This is a genomic window from Streptomyces araujoniae, assembly GCF_050871195.1.
Taxonomy (GTDB): domain Bacteria; phylum Actinomycetota; class Actinomycetes; order Streptomycetales; family Streptomycetaceae; genus Streptomyces; species Streptomyces bacillaris.
Genome location: NZ_CP194070.1, coordinates 4409138 through 4434569, shown reverse-complemented (window position 1 = coordinate 4434569; position 25432 = coordinate 4409138). Strand labels below are relative to the sequence as shown.

Here is a 25432-nt window from a genome sequence, read left to right as displayed (position 1 = left end):
CCGTCCCCTCCTCCCCGCAACTGATCGCCCCCGACCCCGAAGGGCCGCACCGTGTCCCTCACCGCCACCGCGAAGGCGGGGCCCAGCCGCCCCGCCGGAACCGGACCCGGGCCCGACGACGGCCGGGCTGCAACGCTCCGGCGTACCTGGCGCAAGGCATCGCCGTACGCCTACATCGCCCCCTTCTTCACCCTCTTCCTCGCCTTCGGCCTCTTCCCGCTCCTCTACACGGCGTTCGTCTCCCTCTACCGGGTCGAACTCCAGACGAGCGGCGAGATGGAGTGGCGGGGCATCGCCAACTACACGGCGCTCTTCACCGACGAGTACTTCTGGATCTCGCTGCGCAACACGTTCACCATCGGCGTGCTGTCCACGGTCCCGCAGCTCGCGATGGCGCTGGGCCTCGCGCACCTGCTCAACTACAAGCTGCGCGGGCGGACATTCATCCGGACGGCGATCCTGCTCCCGTACGCGACCTCCGTCGCCGCTGCCACGCTGGTCTTCGCGCAGCTCTTCGGCCGGGACTTCGGGCTGATCAACTACGCGCTGGGGCTGGTCGGGTTCGACCCGGTGGACTGGCAGACGGGCACGGTCGCCTCGCAGATCGCGGTGTCGACGATCGTGATCTGGCGGTGGACGGGGTACAACGCGCTGATCTACCTGGCGGGGATGCAGTCGATCCCGCACGAGCTGTACGAGGCGGCGGAGATGGACGGGGCCTCGCGCTGGCGCCAGTTCATCCACGTCACGCTGCCGGGACTGCGCCCCACGATCATCTTCACGGTCATCATCTCGACGATCGGGGCGACCCAGCTCTTCGGTGAGCCGCTGCTGTTCGAGGGTTCGATCTCGGGCGGTATCTCGCACCAGTACCAGACGCTCGGCCTGTACATGTACGAACAGGGCTGGGGTTTCTTCCACCTGGGCCGGGCCGCGGCCATCGCCTGGGTGATGTTCGTCGTGATCGTGGTGCTCGTCGGGGTCAACGCCCTGATCGTGCGCCGCCGCGCTCGCAAGGAGGCCGGCCGATGACCGCGCTCGCCGCACCGCCGACGGCCCCCGAGAAGGACGGCCCGCTCCAGACCTCTCCCGGGAAGCGGGTACGCAAGGGGGGCGCGGGCCGGACGATGAAGGGCGGCTGGCTCTCGTACCTCATCCTCGGCTTCGCCCTGCTCCTCTCGGCGTTCCCCTTCTACTGGACGATCGTGACGGCCAGCCGGTCCAACGCGGACATGGCGAAGGTGCCGCCGAGCCTGCTGCCGGGCCCGAACCTGATCAAGAACTTCGAGCAGGTCCTCGAAGAGGCGGACATCGGCAAGGCGCTGCTGAACTCGCTGATCGTGTCGTCGTCGATCACGATCGGCACGGTGCTCTGCTGCACCCTGGCCGGCTTCGCCTTCGCCAAGCTGAAGTTCAAGGGCCGGAACGCGCTGCTGACGCTGACGATCGGGACGATGATGATCCCGCCGCAGCTCGGGGTGATCCCGCTCTTCATGCTGATCGCCGAACTCCAGTGGGTGAACCAGCTCCAGGCGGTGATCCTGCCGGGCCTGGTCTCGGCCTTCGGGGTCTTCTTCATGCGCCAGTACCTGGTGCAGTCGCTGCCGGACGAACTGATCGAGGCGGCCCGGGTGGACGGGGCCTCCACGGCCCGCATCTTCTGGTCGATCGTGATCCCGATCGCACGGCCGGGGATGGCGGTGCTGGGGATGCTCACGTTCATGACGGCGTGGAACGACTTCTTCTGGCCGATCATCGCGCTCTCCTCGCAGGAGCCGACCGTGCAGGTGGCGCTGCGGCAGCTGGGCGGCGGCTATGTCAACGACCAGTCGGTGATCATGGCGGGCACGCTGCTGGGCACGCTGCCGGTGCTGCTGGTGTTCGGCCTGCTCGGCCGGCAGATCGTCGGCGGGATCATGCAGGGCGCGGTGAAGGGCTGAGGCGACCGGTTCCAGGTCGCTCCCCGTCCCCTTCTCTCCCTTTCTCCCCCTCTCCCCTCCCTCCCCTCCCCTCCCCTGACGTCCTCCCCTCACATCTGGAGAGTCCATCTCATGACAGCTGTCGACGCACGCCCGGAATCCACGGCGGGTGCCCGCGTGGAATCCGCCACGGACGCCTCCGCGGCCCCCCGCCCGGAGGCCGGCACGGTGCTCCGCTTCCCGGCCGGATTCCGGTGGGGCACGGCCACCGCCGCGTACCAGATCGAGGGCGGGGCCACGGAGGACGGCCGTACGCCGTCCATCTGGGACACCTTCAGCCGCACCCCCGGCAAGGTCCGCAACGGCGACACCGGGGACATCGCCGCCGACCACCTGCACCGGATGCCCGAGGACGTCCGGCTGATGAAGGAACTGGGCGTCACGGACTACCGGTTCTCGGTCTCCTGGCCCCGGGTCCAGCCGACCGGCCGGGGCCCGGCGGTCGAGCGCGGCCTCGACTTCTACCGCCGCCTGGTGGACGAGCTGCTGGGTGCGGGCATCAGACCGGTCGCGACGCTCTACCACTGGGACCTGCCGCAGGAGCTGGAGGACGCGGGCGGCTGGCCGGAGCGGGACACGGCGCACCGGTTCGCGGAGTACGCGGGCCTGGTGGCGGGGGCGCTGGGCGACCGGGTCTCGACGTGGACGACGCTCAACGAGCCCTGGTGCGGGGCGTTCCTCGGGTACGGGAACGGGGTCCACGCCCCCGGCCGGACCAGCGACCTGGCCGCTCTGCGCGCGGCGCACCACTTCAACCTGGCGCACGGCGGGGCGACCCGGGTCCTGCGCGACCGCCTCCCGTCCACGGCGGAGATCTCCCTCACCCTGAACCTCCACGCGCTGCGCCCGCTGACGGACACCGACGCCGACCGGGACGCGGTGCGGAGGATCGACGCGGTGGCGAACCGGATCTTCCTGGACCCGGTCTTCCACGGGCGGCTTCCGGAGGACCTGGTGGCGGACACGGCGGCGGTGACGGACTGGTCGTTCGTGAAGGCGGGTGACCTGGAGGTCACGTCGACCCCGATCGACTCGCTGGGCATCAACTACTACTCCCCGAGCGTGGTTTCGGCGGGCAGCTCCGAGTCGCCCTCCCCCTGGGCGGGGGCCGAGGAGCACGTGGCGTTCACCCCGGCGGAGGGCCCGCGCACGGCGATGGACTGGCCGGTGGACGCGGACGGCCTGTACGAACTGCTGACCCGCCTGCGCGACGAACTCCCGGGCCTGCCGCTGCTGGTGACCGAGAACGGGGCGGCGTACGACGACTACGCGGACCCGGAGGGCCAGGTCCACGACCCGGAGCGGGTGGCGTACCTGGACGCGCACCTGGGGGCGGTGCACCGGGCGATCGAGGACGGGGTCGACGTACGCGGGTACTTCCTGTGGTCGCTGCTGGACAACTTCGAGTGGGCGTACGGCTACAGCAAGCGGTTCGGCATCGTGCACGTGGACTTCGCGTCGCAGCGCCGGACGCCGAAGGACAGCGCGCGCTGGTACGCGGACGTCATCGCGCGGGGCGGGGTGACGGCGGAGGGCTGAGGGGCCTGGGGACCGGGCTCGGGGCGGCGGGGCCTTGGGGCCTCCGGGGCGGGCGTCGGGGCCTTCTGGCCTTGGGGCCTCCGGGGCGGGCGCCGGGGCGTCGGGGGCCTGATGGGCCTGCGGGCCACGGGGCCTTGGGGCCTCCGGGGCGGGCATCGGGGGCCTGATGGGCCTCGGGGTCCGGAGCTCCGGGCCTCCGGGCCTCCGGCCCCAGGGCGGCGGAGTCGGCCGGGGCGCGGGCCGGGGCGCGGGCCGGAACCGGCTGAAGGGACCCTCGGCTCGTGCCCCCTCCCCTCTCCCCCCGTCGGCTACCCGTTGTTACGTGCCTGCAGGGCGTGAATGGCCGCGACGAGGGCGCGGACCAGGACGTCCCAGCTGGCCTTCGCGGTCTCGATCGCTCCGGGGTCCACCACCCCTGGTGTGCAGATAGACGTGCTTCCTCCCGGACCCCCGCAGCCCGGCGACCATGGCGGTGGTCTCCGGGGCCCTCATGATCCGGTCCCTGATCTCCCCGTAGGGAATGGTCCGCGATCGATCACGCCGCCAGGAGCCTGAGGGCAGAGTGGAGTGGCCGGAGGGGCAGTGTGGGGTGTGGCGTGCAGGGGCGTCGCGACGGCCCACGTACTCAGCCCGCCTGCAGTTCCCGGATGATCCGGTCGGCCGCCTTGCGAATCGCCGCTCCTGCCCATCGGCGGGAACCGAAAGCACCATGGGTCGGCGGGAGCCGCAGGGCCTGCGCTGTCGGACGTGCGCGGGTGCCCCGCCGCAGCCCCGAGGCCGCAGGGCCCGCCATATCCCCGTTAGCCTGTGCGAAGGGTTCGCCTACGGGGGCGTCCTGCCGGACGGGGGAGAACAGCGCACATGGCCGAGGAAGAGGAATCAGGCACCGGAAACCGCAACGTCCCGCTGCCCTACGCGCCCCTGCCACCCGGCGCAAGCGGCCCGTTGGACCCACCGCCGCTCGGGGCCCCGCCCCCGGGATTCGGGCCGCAGCTCGTCATCGCGGAGGGCGTCCTCACCAAGGCGGCGGGGGCGGCCGACCGGGTCTTCGACGCCTTTCACGGCCCGGCCCGGTCGGTGGACGAGCCGACCGGGAAGGCGGCCAGGGAGCTGGCGGGACGGGAGAGCGCGGCAGCCCTCCGGACCTCGCTGAAGAACTGGCAGAACCAGTCGAAGGCCGCCGAGACCTGGCTGACCCGGATCGCGGAGAGCCTGCGTGCCTCGTCCGGGACGTACACCTCGACCGAGAAGGGCGTGGAGCAGCAGTTCAGCGTCCTGAGGACGTACGGCTGATGCCCGCCTTCTACCGGGAACTCCTCGAAACCGACCTGTCGGTCCTGGACGGCCTCGCCGACAAGTGGCGGGAGGCCCACACCGGAACGGAGAAGCTGCCGAAGCGACTGATGGACGAGGTCCTCAAGCCGCTTCGCGACAAGGGGTATTGGGAGGGGGCGGCCGCCCCGCACGCCTGGTCGCTGATCGATGACATCGCCCGCCAACTGGCAGCCGCCACCAAGGTGGCCGAGGCATTGTCCGGCGTGCTCGACGACGCGGTGGCCGACCTCAAGGCCATCCGGCGCGAACTCACGGACGCGGTACGGCGGGCGCGGGACCAGGGGCTGGCGGTGGACGCCTCGGGCACGGTCTCCGGATACATCACCGCCGAGCAGCAGATCCCCATGGGTCAGCGCACCCAGAGCGCCCATCACACCGAGCTGGCCCAGGACGAGATCAACGGAATCGTCCGCCGGGGCATCACCGCCGACCAGAACCTGTCCATGGCGCTCATGGCGGACGTCGGTCTCGGCTCGTGGTTCAACAGCGCGCCCCAGCACAGCTCGATCGACACGACCGACCGGATCGGCGTCGACGATTACAACGCCTACCACCGTGCCCTGGCAGGAAAGGACCCCTATCCGAAGGGCAGGGACGACAGCCCCTACGGGCTCGGGCTGGACTACGTCACCGGTATCGGCCCCCGCCACAAGGACTTCACGAACGGCGACCGGATGGCCGGCCTGATGCAGTCCATGGAGAGCATGAAGGACATCCGGAAGCAGACGGTCGAGCAGTGGGAGCAGACCGGGGAGAAGGAAGGCCAGGCAGCTTTCTCCATCTCCGCGTCCGGCAAGGCGGGCGCCGCGAAGAAGCTGCTCACCGAGGATCTGCCCGCCATCATCACGAACGACCCCGACCACCTGGGTGAGGCCTTCATGGGCTCGTACAACGTCGACTACGTGGTGCGGGGGCAGGATCCGGACGGTTCGCTGGTGGTCGAGTACACCTTGAACAACACGACGAGTTCCGAGTCCGCCCTGCACTTCATCGGCTACTACGACTGGTTGAAGTACGCCGAGATCGCCGACGGTCCGCTGACGAGCGCGGTCAGCCAGACGGTCACCTGGACCGAACGCATCCCCGGGAAGGGCAAGTGAGGCGCGTCCGGCGGGCGGGCCGCCATCCCATGATCACGTGGCCGGTCGTGGCGACAGCGCTCACGACACTGTTCCTCGCCACCGGATGTTCCGGGGACACGGCCCGCTGTGGGCCGCCCCCACTGGACGAGGTCAGCCAGAACGACCTGTACGGCACCTACACGGGCCCGCACGGGGCCCGCCTGACCCTGACGAACATCGGCGGCACCACCGTCACCTTCACAGCCCGGAACTGGCCCGCCGAGAACGGTGTGGGCATTCTCCGGAAGGACGCCGAGACCTTCGACGGCCAGGGCACCTGGTCCCTGACGAGCGCCCCGGGCGAGGACGGCCTGATCCGCCTGGGCTTCGAGGACCGCGAGGCAGTGCAGCCCGGCCCGCCGCTCTATCAACTGGCGGTGGGCAAGGGAGATGTGAGTGGGAAGCCGATGCTGTTCGCGCGATTGGGTGACCCGGATGTGTGCCGGGTGTACGAGTTGAAGCCGTAGGAGCGAACCGCCTCGGGCCGTCCGGACTCGCCGATCAGGGACTGTGGTCGCACGCACCGAGCCTCGCACAACCGCGCACTTCTGAGGAGACAGGCCGCGGGTGAGAGCCTCAGTTCCGTTGCGGCAGAGGCCCTTTCGGAACCGATGCTCGCCGCATGTGCTCCCCGCCCAGCCCGCCGCGTCGCCCAGGTCCGCCCACCGTCCCACGGCGGAGGAACTGGCCACCGGGCTGCACGTACGCCCGGAGGCGGGCCCTGGGCTCATCGCCCTACGAGCAGTCCTCCGCCATTCCCGGCTGTACCCCGTCGACTCGCTCCCCATAGCGCGCCTGGGAGCAAGGTGGCAGGCCGCCGACAAGGGGCTGAGGCGGGGGTGGGGTGGCGGCTCTGGTGAAGGGGGTTGAGTTGCGGGCGGTGGGACGCCGAGCTCACCGCTGCGGTGGCGGGGCCGGAGCCGGAGGCTCGTCCGGCGGGGTGGACAGCGTGGCCACGACCGGAACAATGGGGACTGGACTCGCACCGCGTGCCACTACCGAGTTGAGGTCGATACGCCCGTTTCTCGGAAAGTGATGGAAAACAGTAAATCGGCCGCATAGACCCGCAGGCCAGGAACTATGGTCCCAGCGCCTGCGGGGGTGGTCCCGGGAAGAACTGACTGGTCAGCACGCTCTTACCATGGTCCCCGCGCTTGCGGGGGTGGCCCCTGATCGTCGTCGTCTGCCCAGTTGACGTACGGATGGTCCCCGCGCGTGCGGGGGTGGTCCCTGGGCGGCGGTACACCCCGGCGGGCCCGGGATATGGTCCCCGCGCCTGCGGGAGTGGCCCCGCGTACGCGGGCTCCGCAGTCGTCTCGGCGGCATGGTCCCCGCATCTGCGGGGGTAGTTCTCGGGGAGCCATCCATGTACTCGTTTCCCAGGGCGTGCGCCCTCCGAAGCACCGCGAAGGACGGCCGGCAGAAGATGCGCAGCCCCGGATCTAGCGGCGGCAGCCGGCGCTCGGTGCAGGCGCTCAGTGGTCGTACGCCCCGCACAGGCCCCGGCCGCCGCCTTCCGCCGCTACCGTCCCGCAGCGTTACGGAGGTCACGCCCGCGCCGCATACTCCGCGAGGGCGAGCGCGCAGTGAACGGTACGGCCGTCCTCGCTGACTCCCCACGCGTCGGCCAGCGCCTCCACGATGCTCAGGCCACGACCGCCCTCCGAGGTCTCGTCCACGGCCCGGAGCACAGGACGCACGGGAGAGCTGTCCTCCACCCGCATCGTCAGATGCGTGACGTCGGCACACCAGGTGACGGTGATGTCCTCTCCGCCTCCGTACTGGAAGGCGTTCGTCACCAGCTCCGTGAGGACGAGCGCGGCCACGTCGATGCAGGGTCTCAAGTCCCACAGCGTGAGGAGCGCACCGTTCATGCGCCGCAGTTGTCCGGGGCGGCGCCGGTCTTCCGACGCCATCGGCTGTCCGGCGGGGGTCGACCGCACGATGCTGACTTGGCATCGCCGAATCATGGGCGCACTTCTCCCGGCGTCGTCGTGAACCTGCTGCTCTTGTCGAGCAGGCACGGTGGTGGTCATGGGGTCGCGTCCTCCGAGGTGGTTTCCCGGGCCCGCGCCGCGTCGCCGCGCGGGCCGCACGTGACTCGTGTCAGGTGCCGGACGGCGTGAACGGCTGTGCCACGGGTTCCCTCACCCGTACGTCCAGCACGAAGTTCAGCTCGTCCACGAGGTCGATCACCTCGTCCACTTCCAGACGGAGGTACGCCGGACCCTGCGCACTTCCACCGAAGGTGATCACCAGCGGCAGGTCGAAGTACGTCTCCTGCCTCTGTACGTCGATGACGCGCGCGACGGGTCGATCAGGGATGCGCTCGGCCCGCCAGGTGCAGTGGGGGTCGTACTTCGGTAGTGCGCTCATGGCTCTCACCTTCCGTGCGGACTTCGGATCTTTCTGTCACGAGCATCGGCGTTGCTGGCTACGCTCGGAAGGGGGTTTCTGTAGCCCTATCCCCCCAGGACACAGGGGAGTTGGAATGCCCAAACGCGCGTCCGATTCGAGCGGGGAGGCGTCCGCCCGCAAGATGCTGCACGAGACGCTGAAGCGGCTGCGGGACCGGTCCGGGCTGAGTCTGGAGGAGTTGCACGACGAGACGACGTACGACCGGTCGTACCTGCACAAGCTGGAGACGGGGGCCCGCCTGGGCTCGCTGGAGGTCATGGCGGCGCTCGACAAGGTCTACGGCACGGGTGATCAACTGCAACAGCTCTGGGAGCTGGCCCGGGACGATGCCTTCGGCAGCCGGTACCAGCGGTTCATGAGGCTGGAGCGGGAGGCGACGGTTCAGTATCAGTACGCGAGCAGCACCATTCCGGGACTGCTCCAGACGAGGGCGTACGCGACGGAGGTTCTGGAGCAGGCGCGCCCCCGGGACGCGGCGGCGCTGCAGGAGGATGTCGACGCGCGTATGAGCCGTCAGTCCATCCTGGAAAGCGAGGACGCTCCGTACTTCCGGGCGATACTCGACGAAGCGGTGTTCCACCGAGCGGCCTCGCAACCTGCCGTCTGGCTTGAGCAGTTGGAGGCCCTGCTGGAGTGGCAGAAGCGGCCGAACGTGACGCTTCAGTTACTGCCCTTCTCCGCAGGTCTGCATGATCTGATGGGTGGTTCACTGACCGTCCTGTGGCTGGCCAACGGCAAGGCCGTGGCCTACCTGGAGGGCAGCAAGTCCGGTGAACTGGTTGAGGACTCAGGACGCGTCGAGGAGCTGCGGTTGTCCTACGATCTGGAGCGAGACAAGGCGCTCTCTCCGGAGCAGACAACCGAGTTCATCCAGCAGTTGGTCAAGGAGATCCGATCATGCCTTTCCGCCGAGCCGACCTGACTTCCGCGACCTGGCGGAAGTCCTCGTACAGCAACTCCGACGGCGGTCAGTGCGTCGAGGTGTCCGACGACTTCCCGGGCGTCGTCCCGGTCCGCGACTCGAAGCGGCCGGAAGGACCGGCCGTCATCTTCGCCGCCTCCGCCTGGTCGGTGTTCGTCAACGACGTGCGCTGAGCCCTTCCGGCGCCCTGCGGCTCCCCGGCCATGCCTGAGTCCCAGTGGACCCCGCCCCGGCGGGGTCCACGCGCTGCCCGCCCGAATCCAGTCACTGCCCCGCAGCTGATCAAGGAGATCCGAGCATGCAATACCGCCGAGCCGACCTGACCTCCGCAACCTGGCGCACGTCCTCGCACAGCAACTCCGACGGCGGTAACTGCGTCGAAGTGGTCGACGGCCTTCCAGGTCTCGTCCCCGTCCGCGACTCCAAGCAGCCGGAAGGACCAGCCGTCATCTTCGGCGCCCCCGCGTGGACGGCGTTCGTCAACGACATGCGCTAAGCCCCGCCTGCGTCCTGCGGCTCCCCGCCCCGGCGGGGTTCATGCCCTGTTCGCCCGGTCCAGTCACTGCACCACAGCTGATCAAGGAGATCCGAGCATGCCTTCCCGCCGAGCCAACCTGACTTCCGCGACCTGGCGGAAGTCCTCGTACAGCAACTCTGACGGCGGCGACTGCGTCGAGGTGTCCGACGACTTCCCGGGTGTCATCCCCGTCCGCGACTCCAAGCAGCCGGAAGGACCAGCCCTCGTCTTCGGCGCCCCCGCCTGGGTCGCGTTCGTCAACGACGTGCGCTGAGCCCTGCCAGCACACGCCTCAAGTCCTGCGGAGCACAGGAGAGTTCCCTGGTCCCGCGCGAGCGGGGCTCCGGCGCCTGTGGGCGCCCAACGGGTCACCCCGCCCACCTCCCCGTGAAGAACGCCAGGGCCACCAGGGCCGCCAGCGGGGCCGAGACGCACAGGTACGCCGTCCGGAACCAGGGGCGGCGCAGGCTCACGGCCGCCAGGCCGATCCACAGCGGCCACCACAGCAGCGTCGCCCGGGGGATCGACGTGTACCAGTACGACGTTCCCAGCGCCCACAGGCTCAACGCCACGTACACCGCCTCCGGCCATCGGCCATACCGTGCGAGCAGCGCGACGAGGGCCACGCCCATCAGCATCGCCGCCAACTCGGCCTGGAACATGGCCGCGTAGCCCGTCGTGTGCACGCCGTCGAACGCCGCGTTCCAGGTGTTCGCCCACGCCTCCCACGGGGTGTGGAACTCCCGGTACCAGCCGCGCTCCTGCGCGTGCTTCCAGGCCATCCAGTCGCCCGTGTGCGCGTGCAGATACCAGCTGTACGCCAGTGGCGGCAGCCCGGGCAGCGCCAGCCAGGCCACCCCACGCCAGGCCGTCCGCCGCCCTCTCCCCTTCCCCGCCCGCTTCCCCGTACCCGCCTGGAGCGCCGTGACCACGAACAGCACCGCTACCGCCGCCGCCAGGAACAGACCGCTGACCCGCACCGTCGTCGCCAGAGCCGTCAACGCGCAGGCCCACGCCCACTGGTGGCGCCGGGCCGCCAGCCAGGCCGGGAGCGCGAAGGCCAGGAACAGGGCCTCCGTGTAGCCGGCCGCGAGGAAGACCGCGCACGGGGAGAGCAGGAAGAACAGGACCGTACGGTGACCGGCTCCGTCCTCGGGGACGTACGAGCGGGCTATTCGGGAGAGCGCCAGCACGGCCACCGCCCCGGCTACCAGCGAGATCAGCAGGCCCGCCGCCGTCCAGTCCGGGATGACGACATGGACCGCCCGCAGGAGGAGCGGGTAGCCCGGGAAGAACGCCTCCCTGTTGTCCCAGTCGCCCAGCCACGGGCCCGCGCCCGCCGGGAAGTAGCCGTCGCGCGCTATGTGGAGGTAGTGGTTCGCGTCCCACTGCTGGAACGGGGCGAGCAGCGGCGCCGCCTCCCGCACATCCGAGCCCCGGGGAAACAGCCACCGGGCGCCGTGGGCCATGGTCCACAGGGACAGACGCGTCAGCAGGTAGAGCTGGAGCACCCTGCGGTCGGCCGGGGTGAGCCAGGATGCCCACCGGTCTCGGCGGGGCACCTCGGATGCGTACGGTACGGGCCTGACCGGCCGGTTCGCCCGGGGCGCGGAGGTGGCGCCCAACCGGGGCTCGGCCGGGCGCAACCCAGGGGATGAAATAGGCACTCGGGCACCTTTCGGGCGCGCCCGGGGCGCGCGGGATCACCCGGATCGCCCGGTGGAGCCGCCAGGGCACGGGGGGGGGAGGCAGGGAAGGAAGGAGGGTGCTTACGCGGGCGGGTCGCCTGCCGTCCTGGCGCCGCCCTCCGCGATCACGGGCTCGACGTCGACCCGAGCGTCGAGGTCGGCGTCGAGCCGGGCGCCCCCGTGGACGTCGACGGAGCCGTCGGCGCCTCCGCCGTCGGCATGCCTCCCGGCGCGGACGAACCGGGCGCGGACGAACCAGGCGTGTACGAACCGGAGGGGTGCGATCCCGGGCCCGTCCCCTGCGTCCCCTGCGCCCCCGGCATCGTCGTGCTCGGCGTCGGCGGCTCCGTCACGGTTCCGGCGGGCGGCGGGGGCGAGGGGGACGGGTAGCTGGGGGACGGGCTCGTCGCCGGAGGGGCGGGGGCCGGGGTGACCGGGTGGAGGCCGACCGCCACCGCGCCGCCACCGCCCACCACCAGGCAGACCCCCACCGCGAGCGCCGCCATCCGGCGCCGCTGGGCGCGCATGCCGCGTTCGGTGATGTGGGCCGCCGGGTCCGCGACCGCGCGGCCCTGGCCGAACTCCCCGGCCTGGTGGAACAGGGTCCTCAGCGGATCCTGCGCTCCCCGGGGCTCCTCCGGGCCCGACGGGTCCCGTGGTTCAGACATCAGGAGCCTCCTCCATGCGGGGGTCCCGCAGCCGGTGGGCGAGCGCCGCCCGGCCGCGGACCAGATGCGTCTTGATCGTGCTGGTGGAAAGGCCGGTCTCCCCGGCGATCTGCTCGACCGTGAGGTCGCACAGGTAGTGCAGGGTCAGCGTCCGCCGCTGCTGGGCGGGCAGTCCGCGGAGCGCCTCGACGAGCACCACGTGGTCCGGGTCCGGCGGCGCCACGTGCTCCGGCGCGCCGCTCCCCCGGTCCCAGGCGTCCGCCGAACGCCGCCGGAAGCGCCACCGGCTCACCGCCAGGCGCCACGCGACCGTACGGATCCACGCCTCGGGCTGCCCGTCCCGCTCCAGCCGGCCGCGCCGGACCCACGCCTTGACGAAGGCCTCCTGCACGACGTCCTGCGCCTCCTGGAGGTCCCCCGTCATCACGTACAGCTGGCCTGTGAGACGCGCGACCGCCTGGGCGTAGAACTCTTCGAACTCCTCGACGGTCAAAAGTTGCTCCCGGATCTTTCGCTTCACCGGGTATACGCCTGCCGCCGGGCATCCGGTCTACAGCGCCCGCGGAGTTCGCCGGTGACGGTCGTCACAACCCCCGGACGGCCGATCCGGTCGGAGAGGGTCCCATGAAATCGGACATCAGTTCCCACCGAACCCGTCGACGCCCGCCCCGCACCCGCCCCGCACCACCCCGCGCCCACCCCGCCCCTCCCGGAGCTCAAGCGGCGAGATCCGAGCGCTCTTAACAGTGATGGGGTGGGTGGGTCAGTTGTCCCACCCACCCACCCTGCGACCGAAGTTGACCGTTTGCGACCGACTTGCGACGCGCCGTCGCGTGGCTTTAGCGTGCGGAGAACGAGAGCAGAACAAAGACGACCCCCGCTGGTGCTGGAACACCGAACAGGGGTCTGACCAACGAAGATCGGACCAACAACGATCCCCATGGCTGACAGCTACCTTAGTGCTGCCCACAGCACCTCGCATGAGACCGCGCCCCCGCACCCCCTGGCCAAACCCGGCTACGGCAAGCGCTCCGCCCCCGGCGAACGACCGCGTACCGAACGCGACTTCGCCCACCTCCTCCCCCGCGACGCCGCCGTCGCCGCCTACATCGACCGGCTGCCCGACGGCTCCGACATCTCCGTGAAGACGCTCGCCAAGCACCTCCCGTACGGGCAGTGCGCCCTGAGCACCACCCTCAACCGGCTCCAGGCCGCGGGGCACTTACGGCGCGGCAGCGAGTGCGTGGTGGCCGACGACGTGATGCTCTGGGTGACCCGTACGTTCTTCTCGCGCACCGCCCGCGAGGACTCCTGGTGGAACGCCTTCACCCGGGGCGACGCCCCGCCCGACCAGCCCCAACGGCCCACCCGCTCGCGCGCGTTCATCCTGTTGGCCGCCCTGGGGCGTACGGCCCCGACGCTCTCCCTCTCCTCCGCCGACTGCGTACGGCTGGAACCGCGGGTCAGCGAGTGGTTCGCCCGGGGTGCGACCGAGGCCGAGCTGCTGCACGCCCTCACCGCGGGCCTGCCGTCCCCCGTCCACTGCGCCGCCCGCCTCGTCGAACGCCGCCTGGCCGACAAGCTGCCGCCCGAGCGCGTCCCGCCGGGGCCGGGGCCGCGGACCGTCCTGCGCACCCTGGAGTGCGGCGAGTGCGGGGTCCCCGGCAGCCCGGAAACCCTCCTCGGCGGGCTGTGCCGCGCCTGCCGGGGGCCGTCCCCCGAGCCGCCGGCGGGTCCGCCGGGGGCCGTGCAGCCGCCCGGCGTACGGGAGCGGATGAACGCGGTCCGGGCGGGGCTGGTCCCCCGTTCGGAGCGGACGTACCGATTCGAGAGGACCCACCGGTGACCGTGCAGCTCATCCGCAGATTCGGCAGGGCACGATGGAGGGGAGGAGGCGACGCCATGACCCCCAGCCCCGCCGATCACGCACCACGGGCCGAGCTGTCCGTCGAGGAGTTCGAGCAGCTCGCCCTCTCGGCCCCGGAGACCGTGACGCTTGAGCTCATCAACGGAAAGCTAGAGGTCAAGCCCGTGCCCGACGGCGACCACGGAACCATCTTCATGTGGCTGCTCCGCCAGTGCATGCAACATCGGCCCGACCTGGACCTGCATCCGGAACAGGGGCTGATGGTCGAGGCGTACCGACAGGGGCGGGCCCGTCCCGACGGCGCCCTGGCCCCTCGCCGGCACTTCGCCGGACAGGGCGAGTGGTCACCCGCCGACGGCGTCCTGATGACCGTGGAAGTGACCTCCTACGACCACGACACCGATCACCGCGACCGCACGGAGAAGCCCCACGGATACGCCTCGGCGGGCATCCCGGTCTACCTCCTGATCGACCGCGACTCCGGCACCCTCGTCGTCCACAGCGAGCCCGACCGAGGCCGCTACCGGCAGCAGCACTCGTATGACTACGGGGACCGGGTGACGCTTCCCCACCCCGTCTCCATCACCCTGGACACCGAGGAGCTCAAGGACTACGCCCGCTGACCTCTCACCGCGCTCCCGCCTCCACTCCTTCTGAAGCCGCCGCGAGCTGCGTCGTCGCCAGTTCGCGGTAGAGGTCGTCCTTGGCCATCAGCTCCTCGTGCGTGCCCGCCGTGCGGACGCGGCCGTCCTCCAGGACCACGATGCGGTCGGCGTGGCGGACGGTGGAGAGGCGGTGGGCGATGACCAACACCGTTGACTGTGCGGCCAGTTCGAGGATGACGTCGCGCAGTGCCTGTTCGTTGACCGCGTCGAGCTGCGAGGTCACCTCGTCGAGGAGGAGCAGGCGCGGGCGGCGCAGCAGGGCGCGGGCGATGGCGATGCGCTGGCGTTCGCCGCCGGAGAGGGTGACGCCCCGGTGGCCGACCGCCGTGTCCAGGCCCTCGGGCAGCCGGGCGACCAGGGCGTCCAGGCGGGTGCGGGCGACCGCCTCCGTCAGCCGCTCCTCGGGGGCGTCGGGGGCCGCGAAGAGCAGGTTCTCCCGGAGGGTGCCCGCCAGGACCGGGGCGTCCTGTTCCACGTACGCGAGCGAGGCGCGCAGCTCCGCGAGGGGCCAGTCCCTGATGTCCCGGCCGTCCAGGGCGATGGTCCCGGCGTCGTGGTCGTAGAACCGTTCCAGCAGGCTGAACACCGTCGACTTGCCCGCTCCCGACGGGCCCACCAGCGCCACCATCCCGCCGGCCGGGACCTCGAACGTGACGCCCTTGTGGGCCGGGGCGCGCTCGTCCCCGTACCCGAAGGTGACGTCCTGGAAGGTGACCCGCAGCGGGCCGCCGCCCTCCTTCGATCCGCCGAAGCCCTCCGCCGGTTCGCCCGGCAGCGACTCCACCTCGTCGATCCTCCGTACGGCGGCGAGGCCGCTCTGCAACCCCGTCCACCCCTCCACCAGACCGCCGATCGGGCCCATCAGGTAGAAGAGGTAGAGCAGGAACGCGATCAGCGAGGAGATCTCCAGGGAGCCCGACGCCACCCGCGCCCCGCCCACGCCCAGCACGGCCAGGAAGGCGAGCTGGATCGACATCATCATCGTGACGTCGGAGACCGACGACCACTTCGCCACCGACACACCCCGGTCGTGCGCGTGCCGGGCCGCCCGCGCGACCGCCGCCGTCTCCCGCTCCTCCGCGCCGCTCGCCTTCACCGTACGGAACGCCTGGAGCACCCGGTCCAGGGCCGCGCCCATCGCCCCCACGGACTCCTGCGCCCGGAGCTGCGCGCGCTGAATGCGCGGCATGAGCAGGGCGGTCACGGCTCCGATACCGACGATCACCACCAGCGTCACGCCCAGCAGCGTGAGGTCCATGTACGCCATGAACGCGACCGTCCCCAGCAGCATCAGCACGCTGTTGAACGACTCGACCAGACCGCTGGAGAGGACCGTCCGGAGGAGGGTCGTGTCGCTGGTCACCCGGGACTGGAGGTCGCCGGGGGTGAGACGGTCGACCGCTGGGACCTTCAACCGCATGATGCGGCCGACCAGTTGGTCCCGTGCACGGAGGACGACGCCTTCTCCCGTACGGGCCATGAGGTAACGCCCGTACGCGGAGAGGCACGCGCCCGCGAGGACGAGCGCGGTGAGGGCGATGAGCGGGGCCACGGGCGAGCGGTCGGCGGCGAACGCGTCGACCGCGTACTTCGCCATCAGCGGCATCGCCAGCCCGGCCGCCGACCCGGCGAGCGAGAGCAGGCCCGCCCGGACCAGGATGCCCCGGTGCGGGCGGACCCGGGCAAGGAGCAGACGGAGGGGGGAGGGGCCGGACGTGCCGGTGGCGCTCACTTCGGAAGGTGGTGCACTCCCCTCAGGCCCTCCCGGTTCCTCAGGCGCCCCAGGCCCTCGCAGCCCCCCAGGCCCTTCCGGCCGCCCCTCAGGGCTCCTGTCCGCCCCCGCCCCCGTCGTCGTCCCCGCCACCGCGCTCACCCGGAACCCCCTCGCGTACCGTCACCACCATCAGAGGACGCAGATCGGCCGCCTCCGCCTGCTCGCCGACCGTGCGGCCCCCCGCCTCCACCCAAGCATGCGGGGAGAACGGCGGTGCCGTCCGGACCCCGGCGCACCAGTCGGGCCACGCCCCCGACATGCGGCACGCCAGCGCGATGGCCACCGAGCGCGGCAGACAGCCGTAACGGCCCGCGCAGCGGCGGCTGGTGGCGGTGACGGCTTCGTACATCTCCAGCGTCTCGTCGTACGTCGCCGGGCGGGCGCCCCTGCTGCACCGGGTCAACACCCGTCGCAGGCGGCCCGGTTTGAAGCGGGCGAGGACGAACGCGGCGGCGATGGCGGCCCGCAGCCGCACGCCTCCCGGGCCCGCGCCCCGGCGGGGCATGGTCATCTCGGTGGTCATGGGCGCAGGATCTTCGCCTCGACGAGCTGGCGGGTCAGCTCGGCCACGTCCGCTTCCGCCTCGGCCCGCTCGACGTCGAACTCCGCGACGATCCGGTCGACGGCCGCCTCGGGGGTCTGCCCGGCGGCGAGAGCCTCGACCACGATGACGCTGGTGTCGTTCAACTGCCAGTAACTGCCGTCCTTCTCGTCGAGCAGGACTCCGCCGTACTCGGTCGTCGTGACGGCGATGCCTTTTCTGAGCTTCACTGCACTGCCTCGCTGGTGGTGGGGGTCAACTGGTGGGTCGGCCAGGCGTTTTCCGCCGTGCGGAGCCAGGTCTCCCCGGCCACGGTGGAGCTGATGGAGTGCTCGACCAGGACCGGCGAGAAGGGTTCGGCCGCCAGCCGGAGCAGGTGGCGGGCGTCCACCAGCCCGTGGTCGGCGAGGCGGGAGCCGGTCCACAAGTCCGCCAATTCCGGGGCGTGTTCGCGTAGTCCCTGGTGCTCGTCGGAGGACATGTGGTCCTTCGTCGTACGGGCCAGCAGCGCGTCCGGCACGACCCCGCGCATCGCCTCGACGAGCAGCGGCTTGTAGCGCCAGGGGCTGATCCGCTCCGGGAGGCGTACCGCGAGGGTGGCCTCCAGGACCCGGTCGTCGTAGAAGGGGGCCGCGACCGGCAGCCCGATCGTCATGCCGATGTCCTCCATCGCCTGGAAGTGCCGCGCCCCCATCCGTACCGCGTCGATGTCCACGTGCCGCCCCCGCCACGGGTCGATCGGCTCGGCCCGCTCGGCGGCGGTCCGGAACTCCTCGGTGATCAGGGTGCGCGCGTGGTCCGTGAACCAGGGGCGCAGGGACTGCCGTACGCCCCAGGAGAGCAGCGGGGTCCGGGTGACCGGCTGCGGTTCGGTGGTGACCGCGCCCGCCAGCCAGCGGGGGAACGTGGAGCGGTTCAGCAGGGCCTTGAGGGTGGGAAGGAGGGGCCAGCCGAGCTGGTGGCGCAGGCCGCTGAGGTGGTTCCAGGCGGTGAGGGGGTTGCCGTGGAAGAGGTCCTGGTAGGCGTGGGGCAGGCCGAGGAAGAGTTCGTCGCCGCCGTAGCCGGTGAGGTGGTAGCGCGATCCGGTGGCGCGGGCGCGGCTCAGGAGCAGGTGCGCGCGGGCGCGGCCGGGGGCGACGGGGAGCGGTTCGTCGTTCAGCTCGGCCGAGGTGGCGGTCAAGTCCGCGTAGAAGTACGGGGCTTGGTCGGCCGGGATGATGTGGTGGGCCGGGGCGGGGGTGTCCGTGGGCCCGCCATGTGCCGCTTCCACCGCCCGCCGCGCCCACGTCTCGTCCTCGCTGTAGCGGTCCCGGGCCGCCACGGTGAGCAGTGACAGCTCCGCCGGGGCGGTCGCGCGGGCGGCGAAGGTGAGGGTCGTGGAGTCCAGGCCGCCCGACAGTTCGCAGCTGATCCGGTCCAGGCCGCCGACATGGGCCCGTACGGAGGCGGCGATGGCCTCCCCGACCCTGCGGGCGCCCTCCGCCAGGGGGAGTTCCGGCGGCGGGGGCTCCCACCAGCGGTACTCGTGAGGGCCGGGGGCGGCGGCCGTGCCCGGTGCTGCGACGGGCAGGGCCAGTCCGTACCCGGCCCCGGTCTCGTGCACGCCCCGCCACAGGGCGCGCCGGCTCAGGGGGTGCGGCAGGAAGTCGAGCAGGCGCAGGGCCAGCGCGCCGTCGTCCAGGGGGGCGCCGGTCAGGTGGGCCAGGACGGCCGGGCGGTCCGAGGCGATGGTCCCGGCCTGCGGGTGCCGGGCGTGGTAGATCCGGCGCAGCCCGGAGGCGGTGCCCCGGATCCAGGTCTCGCCGGAGATCCGGGCGATGACGTGGTGGAGGCCGGGGAGCCGGGCGAGGCGCCGCTCCAGCCCGGCCCGGTCGCGGGCGCCCTCCAGGAGGTCGGCGAGCACGGCCTCGGGGACGCGGCCGGGGCCGATGAGCACCAGGGCGTCACGGCCTCGGCGGAGGTGGCTGACCTTGCGGAACAGGGGGCGCGCGAGGACCCAAGGGCGGCCGGAGGGGTGCGGGACGGTCACGACGTCTCCGGTCCCGGTCGCGGTACTGGTCCCGGTCGCGGTGCTGGTGCTGGTGCCGGTCCCGGCCTCGATCCCGGGGCCGGTCGCGGTGCTGGCGGTGCCGCCGATCGCCGTCGGGGCGAACGCGGGCCCGGTCCTGGACGGGTCCGACGCCGCCCCGGTCGTCCCCGGTGCGGGAAGCTGCCCGGCCACCGTGTGGCCCGCCACGCTGTCCGGCAGGACGACGAAGTAGTCACGCAGCAGGCCGGGCATCTTCACCTTTCGGAAGTTCTCACACCGTGCACAGGGAACCGGTCGGCGGTTCAGATGATGCGCCGGACCCAGTACTCCTTGTACGAGCCGTAGAAGTAACCGGCGGTCTTCTTCGAAAAGTCGCCCTGCTTGAACAGCGACGGCTTCATGTAGGCCTTCTTGGCCTTCTCCTGCTGCTGCTTCATGACACCTTCCCTTCTGTGCGGTTGACGACCGTTATGCCCAACAGGTGGTCGCATAACTGGAGTTATTGGTGGGCCTGGTGTTCACCAGGTGATCACCAGGGCCATCATGTCCCGCCGCCGGACCGGTACGCGTGATTCCGACTTACCGCGCGAAGTTGGCCGGATAGTGCGAGCGGAGAGAGCGCGGCCGCGACGGCCCGTACCACCGCCGAGGCACCGACCGGTCGGCATGTGCAGTCGCACAGCGGCGGGCCGGTCCGATGCAATGGACTGGACCAATAACTACGGGCGGCGAGCCGACCCCGGCAGTGAGCAGCCAAGAGATCGCGCGGGGCGCGGCCGGACGGAGGAACCAGCGAGGCGGGGGCCCGGCAACGCCCGCACCGGCCCTACCTCACGCACGGTCGGCGCGCCACCGGCATCGACGAAACCGCTCGAACGTGTGTTGCCGTACGGTGCCAGGCACGGCAAGTAGCCATTCGGCCACTCCCGACCGCTCGTTCGGTTCCGTCCGGGACCGCTCGGGCACGCCGAGGCCCCCTCCGAGCCCGTCCGCACCCGCCCGAGCCCCGCCCGAGCTCCGCCTGCACCCTGTGGCCGCCCGCCCGCGCCCCCGCGAACACGCCGCGAGTGCGCTGTGATCGGGCGGCCCCGGGCCCGCCCTCGGGCCCATCCCGAGCGCGCCTTGGGCGCCCCATGAGGGGGGCCTGAGTCCGCCGGGGCGTCCGCCAAGACGTTCGCAGCGGCCCTCAGCGGCCCCGCGCGCCCGCCGCCTCGCGTACCCGGTAGACGCCCCACGCCGCCGCTCCGACGCCCGCGAGGAGGGGGATCATCCCGTAGACGACGAGCTGGCCCGAGTGCGCGTACCACCGGCCGCCGTCGAAGACCTGGGTCGCGGTGATCGTCTCGGGGTCGTCGCGGCCGTCGTGGTCCGCGAAGGTGATCCGGGTCCGCTCGATCCGCGCCGACGCGGGCATCCCGTCGACGTGGACGCGCAGGGACTCCCGGGCGACCCTCTCGCGCTCCGCCTCGTTGGCGCGCTGCTGGGCCCCGGTCTCCCCGAAGCAGTGCCAGACGGTCTGCCCCTTCTCGGCGCGCGTGTCGTGGCACGCGATCCGGCCGAAGGTCTCCACCCGCATGCCGAACAGCTTCGAGAGGCCCGTGCCGGTGACCACGATGAGGCCGCCCACCGCGCACAGGAGCGCCCCCGCGAGGAGCAGCGCGGCGCCCTTGAGCCGCCGCCCGCTCCACCGCCCGCGCTCCCCGCGCCCCGGCCAGCCACCGGTGTTCCCCGGCCTGGTGTTGCCCGACCCGGTGTTCCCCATGGCCGTCATGACCGCCCCGCCCCCGTTCCCGTGCCGCACGCGTCCCCCGCGCGCGTCAGCCGTTCCCGCGTATCCACCGTCGCCCGCGTGAACCGCTGCCCGTATGAACCGTTGGACCGTTCCCACGCGCCGGCGGTTCCCGTACGGCCCGGCTCCGCACTCCCCCCGCGGCCACGGACACGCCACAGGGGCGGCGCCTCCCGGCTGGGAGATGCCGCCCCTGTGGGACGTACCTGCGTACTCGGCGCACCTGACGCACCCGTCGTACGCGGAACCTCGATCGACCGGCGGACCGGAACCGATCAGAAGTCCATGTCACCGCCCGGCATGCCACCCGGGGCGGCCGCGCCGGCCTTCTCGGGCTTGTCGGCGATGACGGCCTCGGTGGTGAGGAAGAGCGCGGCGATGGAGGCGGCGTTCTGCAGGGCGGAGCGCGTGACCTTCGCCGGGTCGAGAATGCCCTCGGCGATCATGTCGACGTACTCACCCGTCGCGGCGTTGAGGCCGTGACCGATCGGCAGGTTGCGGACCTTCTCCACGACGACGCCACCCTCGAGACCACCGTTGACGGCGATCTGCTTGAGCGGGGCCTCCAGCGCGAGCTTCACGGCGTTGGCGCCGGTCGCCTCGTCGCCCGTGAGGTCGAGCTTCTCGAAGACGGCCGAGGCCTGGAGCAGGGCCACGCCACCACCGGCGACGATGCCCTCCTCGACGGCGGCCTTGGCGTTGCGCACCGCGTCCTCGATGCGGTGCTTGCGCTCCTTGAGCTCCACCTCGGTGGCGGCGCCGGCCTTGATGACGGCCACGCCGCCGGCCAGCTTCGCGAGGCGCTCCTGGAGCTTCTCGCGGTCGTAGTCCGAGTCGGAGTTCTCGATCTCGGCGCGGATCTGGTTGACGCGGCCCTGGACCTGGTCGCTGTCACCGGCACCGTCGACGATGGTCGTCTCGTCCTTGGTGATGACGACCTTGCGGGCGCGGCCGAGCAGGTCGAGACCGGCGTTCTCCAGCTTGAGGCCGACCTCCTCGGAGATCACGGTGCCGCCGGTGAGGATGGCGATGTCCGCGAGCATGGCCTTGCGGCGGTCGCCGAAGCCCGGGGCCTTGACGGCGACGGACTTGAACGTGCCCTTGATCTTGTTGACGACCAGGGTGGAGAGCGCCTCGCCCTCGACGTCCTCGGCGATGATCAGCAGCGGCTTGCCCGACTGCATGACCTTCTCCAGCAGCGGGATGAGGTCCTTGACGCTGCCGATCTTCGAGTTGACGATCAGGATGTACGGGTCGTCGAGCGACGCCTCCATACGCTCCATGTCGGTCGCGAAGTAGGCCGAGATGTAGCCCTTGTCGAAGCGCATACCCTCGGTGAGCTCCAGCTCCAGACCGAAGGTCTGGGACTCCTCGACGGTGATGACGCCTTCCTTGCCGACCTTGTCCATCGCCTCGGCGATCTTCGCGCCGATCTCGGTGTCGGCGGCGGAGATGGAGGCGGTCGAAGCGATCTGCTCCTTGGTCTCCACGTCCTTGGCCTGCTCCAGCAGAGCGGCGGAGACGGCCTCGACGGCCTTCTCGATACCGCGCTTGAGGGCCATCGGGTTGGCGCCCGCGGCGACGTTGCGCAGACCCTCGCGGACGAGAGCCTGGGCGAGGACGGTGGCGGTGGTCGTACCGTCGCCGGCGACGTCGTCCGTCTTCTTGGCGACCTCCTTGACCAGCTCCGCACCGATCTTCTCGTACGGGTCCTCGAGCTCGATCTCCTTGGCGATGGATACACCATCGTTGGTGATCGTGGGCGCGCCCCACTTCTTCTCGAGGACGACGTTACGGCCCTTGGGGCCGAGGGTGACCTTGACGGCGTCGGCGAGCTGGTTCATCCCGCGCTCGAGACCGCGCCGTGCCTCCTCGTCGAACGCGATGATCTTGGCCATGTGAAGTGGTCCTCCCGGACAGGGGTGGATTGCTCCGGACCGAGAGGCGCCCGCGACGGACGGCCTGCGTGCGTGGTGGTTCCTTGCCCCAACACGCCTGCGGGCCTCACCGGCCCGGTCCAAGTTCTGTCACTCTCACCTGGAGAGTGCTAATGCCAATGATTAGCACTCGACCCCCGAGAGTGCAAGCGCCTTGGACGAGAGCCCGCCATGCGGTCCCGGGTCGGTCCCCGCCCGATCCGGGACCGGTCCGGGCGTCCTCGCAGGCCGGTCCGGGCGTCCCCGGGGTCCGGTCCGGGCATCCCCAGGGTCCGGTCCGGGCGCGCCCGCGGATCGGTCCCGGCACGCGCGTAGGGCCCGATCCCCGGATGCCGGGGTCGGGCCCTACGTGCGTGAGTAGTGACGGCGGACGGCCGTGTCGGGCTCAGCCGACGGCGAGCTTGACCATGTCTGCCTGGGGCCCCTTCTGGCCCTGCGAGATCTCGAATTCAACTCGCTGACCCTCTTCGAGGGTGCGGTACCCGTCCATCTGGATCGCGCTGTAGTGGACGAAAACATCCGCACCACCGTCGACCGCGATGAAGCCGTACCCCTTCTCCGCGTTGAACCACTTGACGGTGCCCTGAGCCATGCCTAACTCCCCTATAACTGGCCCTTGCACGGGACCGCACTTCGCGGCCCCGGGTCGGAACTCACCCTCCGACAGGAGAGGGTGGGCAGCGCCGCAGCGCGTCGACCGCGGCCGAATGTATCCGCCCAACTGCCCTCTGCAACAGGTCAATCGGACGAGAATTCCGGGCACGGCCGAACGCCCGAATATGCGGGATTGCTGAGATTTACGGGCAAGTCGGGCCAGGCAAAGGTGACTTATGCCTCAAGGGGTTCACGCACTTTGGCTGCTTCTTATCGGGTCCGGGCGCATTCTCATATGCGGGCGGCGCGTGCAGCGAAGGGGGCTTCCCCAACTGTACCGTGCTCAACCATGCAGAATTGCCCCCTCCTCCCCGAGGGGCGGAGGGGGCAATGGTGTTCGTTCGGGTTCAGCAGCCGCCGGCCACGGCAGGGATGATCGAGATACCGGCGCCGTCGGGCGTGGCCGCGTCCAGGCCGCCCTCGAAGCGCACGTCGTCGTCGTTGACGTACACGTTCACGAAGCGGCGCAGCTTGCCCTGGTCGTCCAGGACGCGGGCGGCGATGCCGGGGTGGTCCTTCTCCAGGGACTCGATGACCTCGGCGAGCGTGGCGCCCTCGGCCGGGACCTCGGCCTGGCCGCCCGTGTAGGTGCGGAGGATGGTGGGGATGCGGACCTTGACGCTCATGACGGACGCCTTTCTGACTGCTGCGGTCGGGCCGATCGGGGCGATCGGGATGATCAGGCGGAGGCGAGGCCCGCGGCGCGGAACGCGTCCAGGCTCGGCTTGATGGTGGCCGTCGCCTGCGAGGTCGCGGAGACCGCGTCGAGCGTCTTGAGCCCGTCACCGGTGTTCAGGACGACGGTGGTGAGCGCCGGGTCGATCACCCCGGCCTCGATCAGCTTCTTCGTCACGCCGACCGTGACACCGCCCGCCGTCTCGCCGAAGATGCCCTCGGTGCGCGCCAGCAGCTTGATCGCGTCGACGACCTGCTCGTCGTTCACGTCCTCCACCGCGCCGCCCGTGCGGCGGGCGATGTCCAGGACGTACGGGCCGTCCGCCGGGTTGCCGATGGCCAGGGACTTGGCGATGGTGTTCGGCTTCTGGGGGCGGACCACGTCGTGCCCGGCCTTGAAGGCGGCGGAGACCGGGGAGCAGCCCTCGGCCTGGGCGCCGAAGATCTTGTACGGCCGGTCCTCGACCAGGCCGAGCCTGATCAGCTCCTGGAACCCCTTGTCGATCTTCGTCAGCTGGGAGCCGGACGCGATCGGGATGACGATCTGGTCGGGCAGCCGCCAGCCGAGCTGCTCGCAGATCTCGTACGCCAGGGTCTTGGACCCCTCGCCGTAGTAGGGCCGCAGGTTGACGTTGACGAAGCCCCAGCCCTCGCCGAGCGGGTCCCCGATCAGCTCGGAGCAGAAGCGGTTCACGTCGTCGTAGTTGCCCTCGATGCCGACCAGCTCACCGCCGTACACCGCGGCCATGACGACCTTGCCCTGCTCCAGGTCGTGCGGGATGAAGACGCAGGAGCGCAGTCCGGCGCGGGCGGCGGCGGCGCCGACGGCACCGGCCAGGTTGCCCGTGGAGGAGCAGGAGAGGGTGGTGAAACCGAAGGCGCGGGCGGCCTCGACGGCGATCGCGACGACGCGGTCCTTGAAGGAGTGCGTCGGGTTGCCGGAGTCGTCCTTGACGTACAGACCGCCGGTGACGCCCAGCTCGCGGGCGAGGTTGTCGGCCTTGACCAGCTTGGTGAAGCCGGGGTTCAGGTTGGGCTTGCCGGCCACGTCGGCGGGGACCGGCAGCAGCGGGGCGTAGCGCCAGATGTTGTCGGGACCGGCCTCGATGCGCTTGCGCAGGGCCTCCGGGTCACCGGCCGGCAGGTCGTACGCCACTTCCAGTGGCCCGAAACAGGACGCACAGGCGAAAAGGGGGCCGAGGTCGAAACGCTCGCCGCACTCGCGGCAGGAAAGCGCCACGGCGGGACCGAGGTCCACGGAAGCGGTGGTGGCATTACCTGCGATGGTCTGAACAGCCATGATGGCGGAGGCCC

Annotated in this window: 27 protein-coding genes; 12 read left to right on the top strand and 15 right to left on the bottom strand. The window is 71.1% G+C overall.

The genetic code is table 11. The features are described from left to right. Positions 1 to 51 precede the first annotated feature (51 nt). The 6 genes from ACQ9ZG_RS19005 to ACQ9ZG_RS18980 all read left to right on the top strand — a co-directional run bounded on the left by ACQ9ZG_RS19005 (position 52) and on the right by ACQ9ZG_RS18980 (position 6441). Positions 52 to 1032 (top strand): carbohydrate ABC transporter permease, encoded by a 981-nt coding sequence (locus tag ACQ9ZG_RS19005; RefSeq protein WP_018489046.1) that lies wholly within the window; start codon positions 52 to 54, stop codon positions 1030 to 1032. After that, entirely contained in the window at positions 1029 to 1940 is a 912-nt protein-coding gene (locus ACQ9ZG_RS19000; protein ID WP_028419802.1) for a carbohydrate ABC transporter permease, read from the top strand. Before ACQ9ZG_RS19005 ends, ACQ9ZG_RS19000 begins: the two co-directional genes overlap by 4 nt. Before the next feature lie 111 nt (positions 1941 to 2051). Then, positions 2052 to 3518 (top strand): GH1 family beta-glucosidase, encoded by a 1467-nt coding sequence (locus tag ACQ9ZG_RS18995; protein WP_109914105.1) that lies wholly within the window; start codon positions 2052 to 2054, stop codon positions 3516 to 3518. An 861-nt stretch (positions 3519 to 4379) separates the two neighbouring features. Next, positions 4380 to 4811, top strand: coding sequence for a hypothetical protein (locus ACQ9ZG_RS18990; protein ID WP_109915159.1), 432 nt, complete (start codon positions 4380 to 4382; stop codon positions 4809 to 4811). Beyond that, positions 4811 to 5953 carry a hypothetical protein gene (locus ACQ9ZG_RS18985; RefSeq protein WP_109915160.1) on the top strand — a complete coding sequence of 381 codons (1143 nt, stop codon included), beginning with the start codon at positions 4811 to 4813 and terminating at the stop codon, positions 5951 to 5953. The genes ACQ9ZG_RS18990 and ACQ9ZG_RS18985 overlap by 1 nt, the downstream gene beginning before the upstream one ends. Positions 5954 to 6000: 47 nt before the next feature. Continuing rightward, the gene (locus ACQ9ZG_RS18980; RefSeq protein WP_258312127.1) at positions 6001 to 6441 is read left to right on the top strand and encodes a hypothetical protein; all 441 of its coding nucleotides are present in this window, start codon (positions 6001 to 6003) and stop codon (positions 6439 to 6441) included. Positions 6442 to 7521: 1080 nt separating this feature from the next. Here ACQ9ZG_RS18980 and ACQ9ZG_RS18975 read toward each other — a convergent pair. Beyond that, positions 7522 to 8010 (bottom strand): ATP-binding protein, encoded by a 489-nt coding sequence (locus ACQ9ZG_RS18975; RefSeq protein WP_109915162.1) that lies wholly within the window; start codon positions 8008 to 8010, stop codon positions 7522 to 7524. Between the two features lie 70 nt (positions 8011 to 8080). After that, positions 8081 to 8350: a hypothetical protein gene (locus tag ACQ9ZG_RS18970; RefSeq protein ID WP_109915163.1), complete on the bottom strand. Its 270-nt coding sequence runs from the start codon at positions 8348 to 8350 to the stop codon at positions 8081 to 8083. A 115-nt stretch (positions 8351 to 8465) separates the two neighbouring features. On the opposite strand from ACQ9ZG_RS18970, the gene ACQ9ZG_RS18965 reads away from it, so the two are divergent. The 4 genes from ACQ9ZG_RS18965 to ACQ9ZG_RS18950 all read left to right on the top strand — a co-directional run bounded on the left by ACQ9ZG_RS18965 (position 8466) and on the right by ACQ9ZG_RS18950 (position 10105). Continuing rightward, on the top strand, positions 8466 to 9314 hold the full coding sequence (locus ACQ9ZG_RS18965) for a helix-turn-helix domain-containing protein (protein WP_258312128.1): 849 nt from the start codon (positions 8466 to 8468) through the stop codon (positions 9312 to 9314). Continuing rightward, positions 9290 to 9487: a DUF397 domain-containing protein gene (locus ACQ9ZG_RS18960; protein ID WP_109915164.1), complete on the top strand. Its 198-nt coding sequence runs from the start codon at positions 9290 to 9292 to the stop codon at positions 9485 to 9487. The genes ACQ9ZG_RS18965 and ACQ9ZG_RS18960 overlap by 25 nt, the downstream gene beginning before the upstream one ends. Before the next feature lie 125 nt (positions 9488 to 9612). Then, positions 9613 to 9810 carry a DUF397 domain-containing protein gene (locus ACQ9ZG_RS18955; protein WP_109915165.1) on the top strand — a complete coding sequence of 66 codons (198 nt, stop codon included), beginning with the start codon at positions 9613 to 9615 and terminating at the stop codon, positions 9808 to 9810. A gap of 97 nt (positions 9811 to 9907) precedes the next feature. Beyond that, positions 9908 to 10105, top strand: coding sequence for a DUF397 domain-containing protein (locus tag ACQ9ZG_RS18950; RefSeq protein WP_109915166.1), 198 nt, complete (start codon positions 9908 to 9910; stop codon positions 10103 to 10105). 94 nt (positions 10106 to 10199) lie between these two features. On the opposite strand, the gene ACQ9ZG_RS18945 is transcribed toward ACQ9ZG_RS18950, so the two are convergent. The 3 genes from ACQ9ZG_RS18945 to ACQ9ZG_RS18935 form a co-directional block, all read right to left on the bottom strand. After that, positions 10200 to 11498: a mannosyltransferase family protein gene (locus ACQ9ZG_RS18945; protein WP_375138299.1), complete on the bottom strand. Its 1299-nt coding sequence runs from the start codon at positions 11496 to 11498 to the stop codon at positions 10200 to 10202. Positions 11499 to 11644: 146 nt separating this feature from the next. Then, entirely contained in the window at positions 11645 to 12187 is a 543-nt protein-coding gene (locus tag ACQ9ZG_RS18940; RefSeq protein ID WP_499280910.1) for a hypothetical protein, read from the bottom strand. Next, complete coding sequence (locus ACQ9ZG_RS18935) at positions 12180 to 12680, bottom strand: SigE family RNA polymerase sigma factor (RefSeq protein ID WP_018489040.1); 501 nt, start codon at positions 12678 to 12680, stop codon at positions 12180 to 12182. The genes ACQ9ZG_RS18940 and ACQ9ZG_RS18935 overlap by 8 nt, the downstream gene beginning before the upstream one ends. A gap of 510 nt (positions 12681 to 13190) precedes the next feature. Between ACQ9ZG_RS18935 and ACQ9ZG_RS18930 the strand changes: the two genes are divergently transcribed. Then, positions 13191 to 14033: a hypothetical protein gene (locus ACQ9ZG_RS18930; RefSeq protein ID WP_499281616.1), complete on the top strand. Its 843-nt coding sequence runs from the start codon at positions 13191 to 13193 to the stop codon at positions 14031 to 14033. A 56-nt stretch (positions 14034 to 14089) separates the two neighbouring features. After that, complete coding sequence (locus ACQ9ZG_RS18925) at positions 14090 to 14677, top strand: Uma2 family endonuclease (RefSeq protein ID WP_109915723.1); 588 nt, start codon at positions 14090 to 14092, stop codon at positions 14675 to 14677. 4 nt (positions 14678 to 14681) lie between these two features. Here ACQ9ZG_RS18925 and ACQ9ZG_RS18920 read toward each other — a convergent pair whose 3' ends face one another. From ACQ9ZG_RS18920 to thrC, 10 genes are all read right to left on the bottom strand, one after another. Further along, complete coding sequence (locus tag ACQ9ZG_RS18920; protein ID WP_109915722.1) at positions 14682 to 16451, bottom strand: ABC transporter ATP-binding protein; 1770 nt, start codon at positions 16449 to 16451, stop codon at positions 14682 to 14684. Positions 16452 to 16539: 88 nt separating this feature from the next. Continuing rightward, positions 16540 to 17016 carry a lasso peptide biosynthesis B2 protein gene (locus ACQ9ZG_RS18915; RefSeq protein WP_109915721.1) on the bottom strand — a complete coding sequence of 159 codons (477 nt, stop codon included), beginning with the start codon at positions 17014 to 17016 and terminating at the stop codon, positions 16540 to 16542. Beyond that, the gene (locus ACQ9ZG_RS18910) at positions 17013 to 17264 is read right to left on the bottom strand and encodes a lasso peptide biosynthesis PqqD family chaperone (RefSeq protein WP_084993331.1); all 252 of its coding nucleotides are present in this window, start codon (positions 17262 to 17264) and stop codon (positions 17013 to 17015) included. Before ACQ9ZG_RS18910 ends, ACQ9ZG_RS18915 begins: the two co-directional genes overlap by 4 nt. Beyond that, positions 17261 to 19315 (bottom strand): asparagine synthase-related protein, encoded by a 2055-nt coding sequence (locus ACQ9ZG_RS18905; RefSeq protein WP_109915720.1) that lies wholly within the window; start codon positions 19313 to 19315, stop codon positions 17261 to 17263. Before ACQ9ZG_RS18905 ends, ACQ9ZG_RS18910 begins: the two co-directional genes overlap by 4 nt. Before the next feature lie 50 nt (positions 19316 to 19365). Further along, a complete protein-coding gene (locus tag ACQ9ZG_RS18900) occupies positions 19366 to 19500 on the bottom strand; it encodes a keywimysin-related RiPP (RefSeq protein WP_018489031.1) in 135 nt (44 codons plus the stop codon). Positions 19501 to 20249: 749 nt separating this feature from the next. Continuing rightward, positions 20250 to 20834, bottom strand: coding sequence for a hypothetical protein (locus ACQ9ZG_RS18895; RefSeq protein WP_499280907.1), 585 nt, complete (start codon positions 20832 to 20834; stop codon positions 20250 to 20252). 293 nt (positions 20835 to 21127) lie between these two features. Further along, positions 21128 to 22750: a chaperonin GroEL gene (gene groL, locus ACQ9ZG_RS18890; protein WP_003967345.1), complete on the bottom strand. Its 1623-nt coding sequence runs from the start codon at positions 22748 to 22750 to the stop codon at positions 21128 to 21130. Between the two features lie 424 nt (positions 22751 to 23174). Then, positions 23175 to 23381 carry a cold-shock protein gene (locus tag ACQ9ZG_RS18885; protein WP_003967346.1) on the bottom strand — a complete coding sequence of 69 codons (207 nt, stop codon included), beginning with the start codon at positions 23379 to 23381 and terminating at the stop codon, positions 23175 to 23177. A 409-nt stretch (positions 23382 to 23790) separates the two neighbouring features. Then, positions 23791 to 24069 carry a MoaD/ThiS family protein gene (locus ACQ9ZG_RS18880; RefSeq protein ID WP_018489029.1) on the bottom strand — a complete coding sequence of 93 codons (279 nt, stop codon included), beginning with the start codon at positions 24067 to 24069 and terminating at the stop codon, positions 23791 to 23793. 53 nt (positions 24070 to 24122) lie between these two features. Continuing rightward, the gene (gene thrC, locus ACQ9ZG_RS18875; protein WP_028419553.1) at positions 24123 to 25418 is read right to left on the bottom strand and encodes a threonine synthase; all 1296 of its coding nucleotides are present in this window, start codon (positions 25416 to 25418) and stop codon (positions 24123 to 24125) included. Positions 25419 to 25432 lie beyond the last annotated feature (14 nt).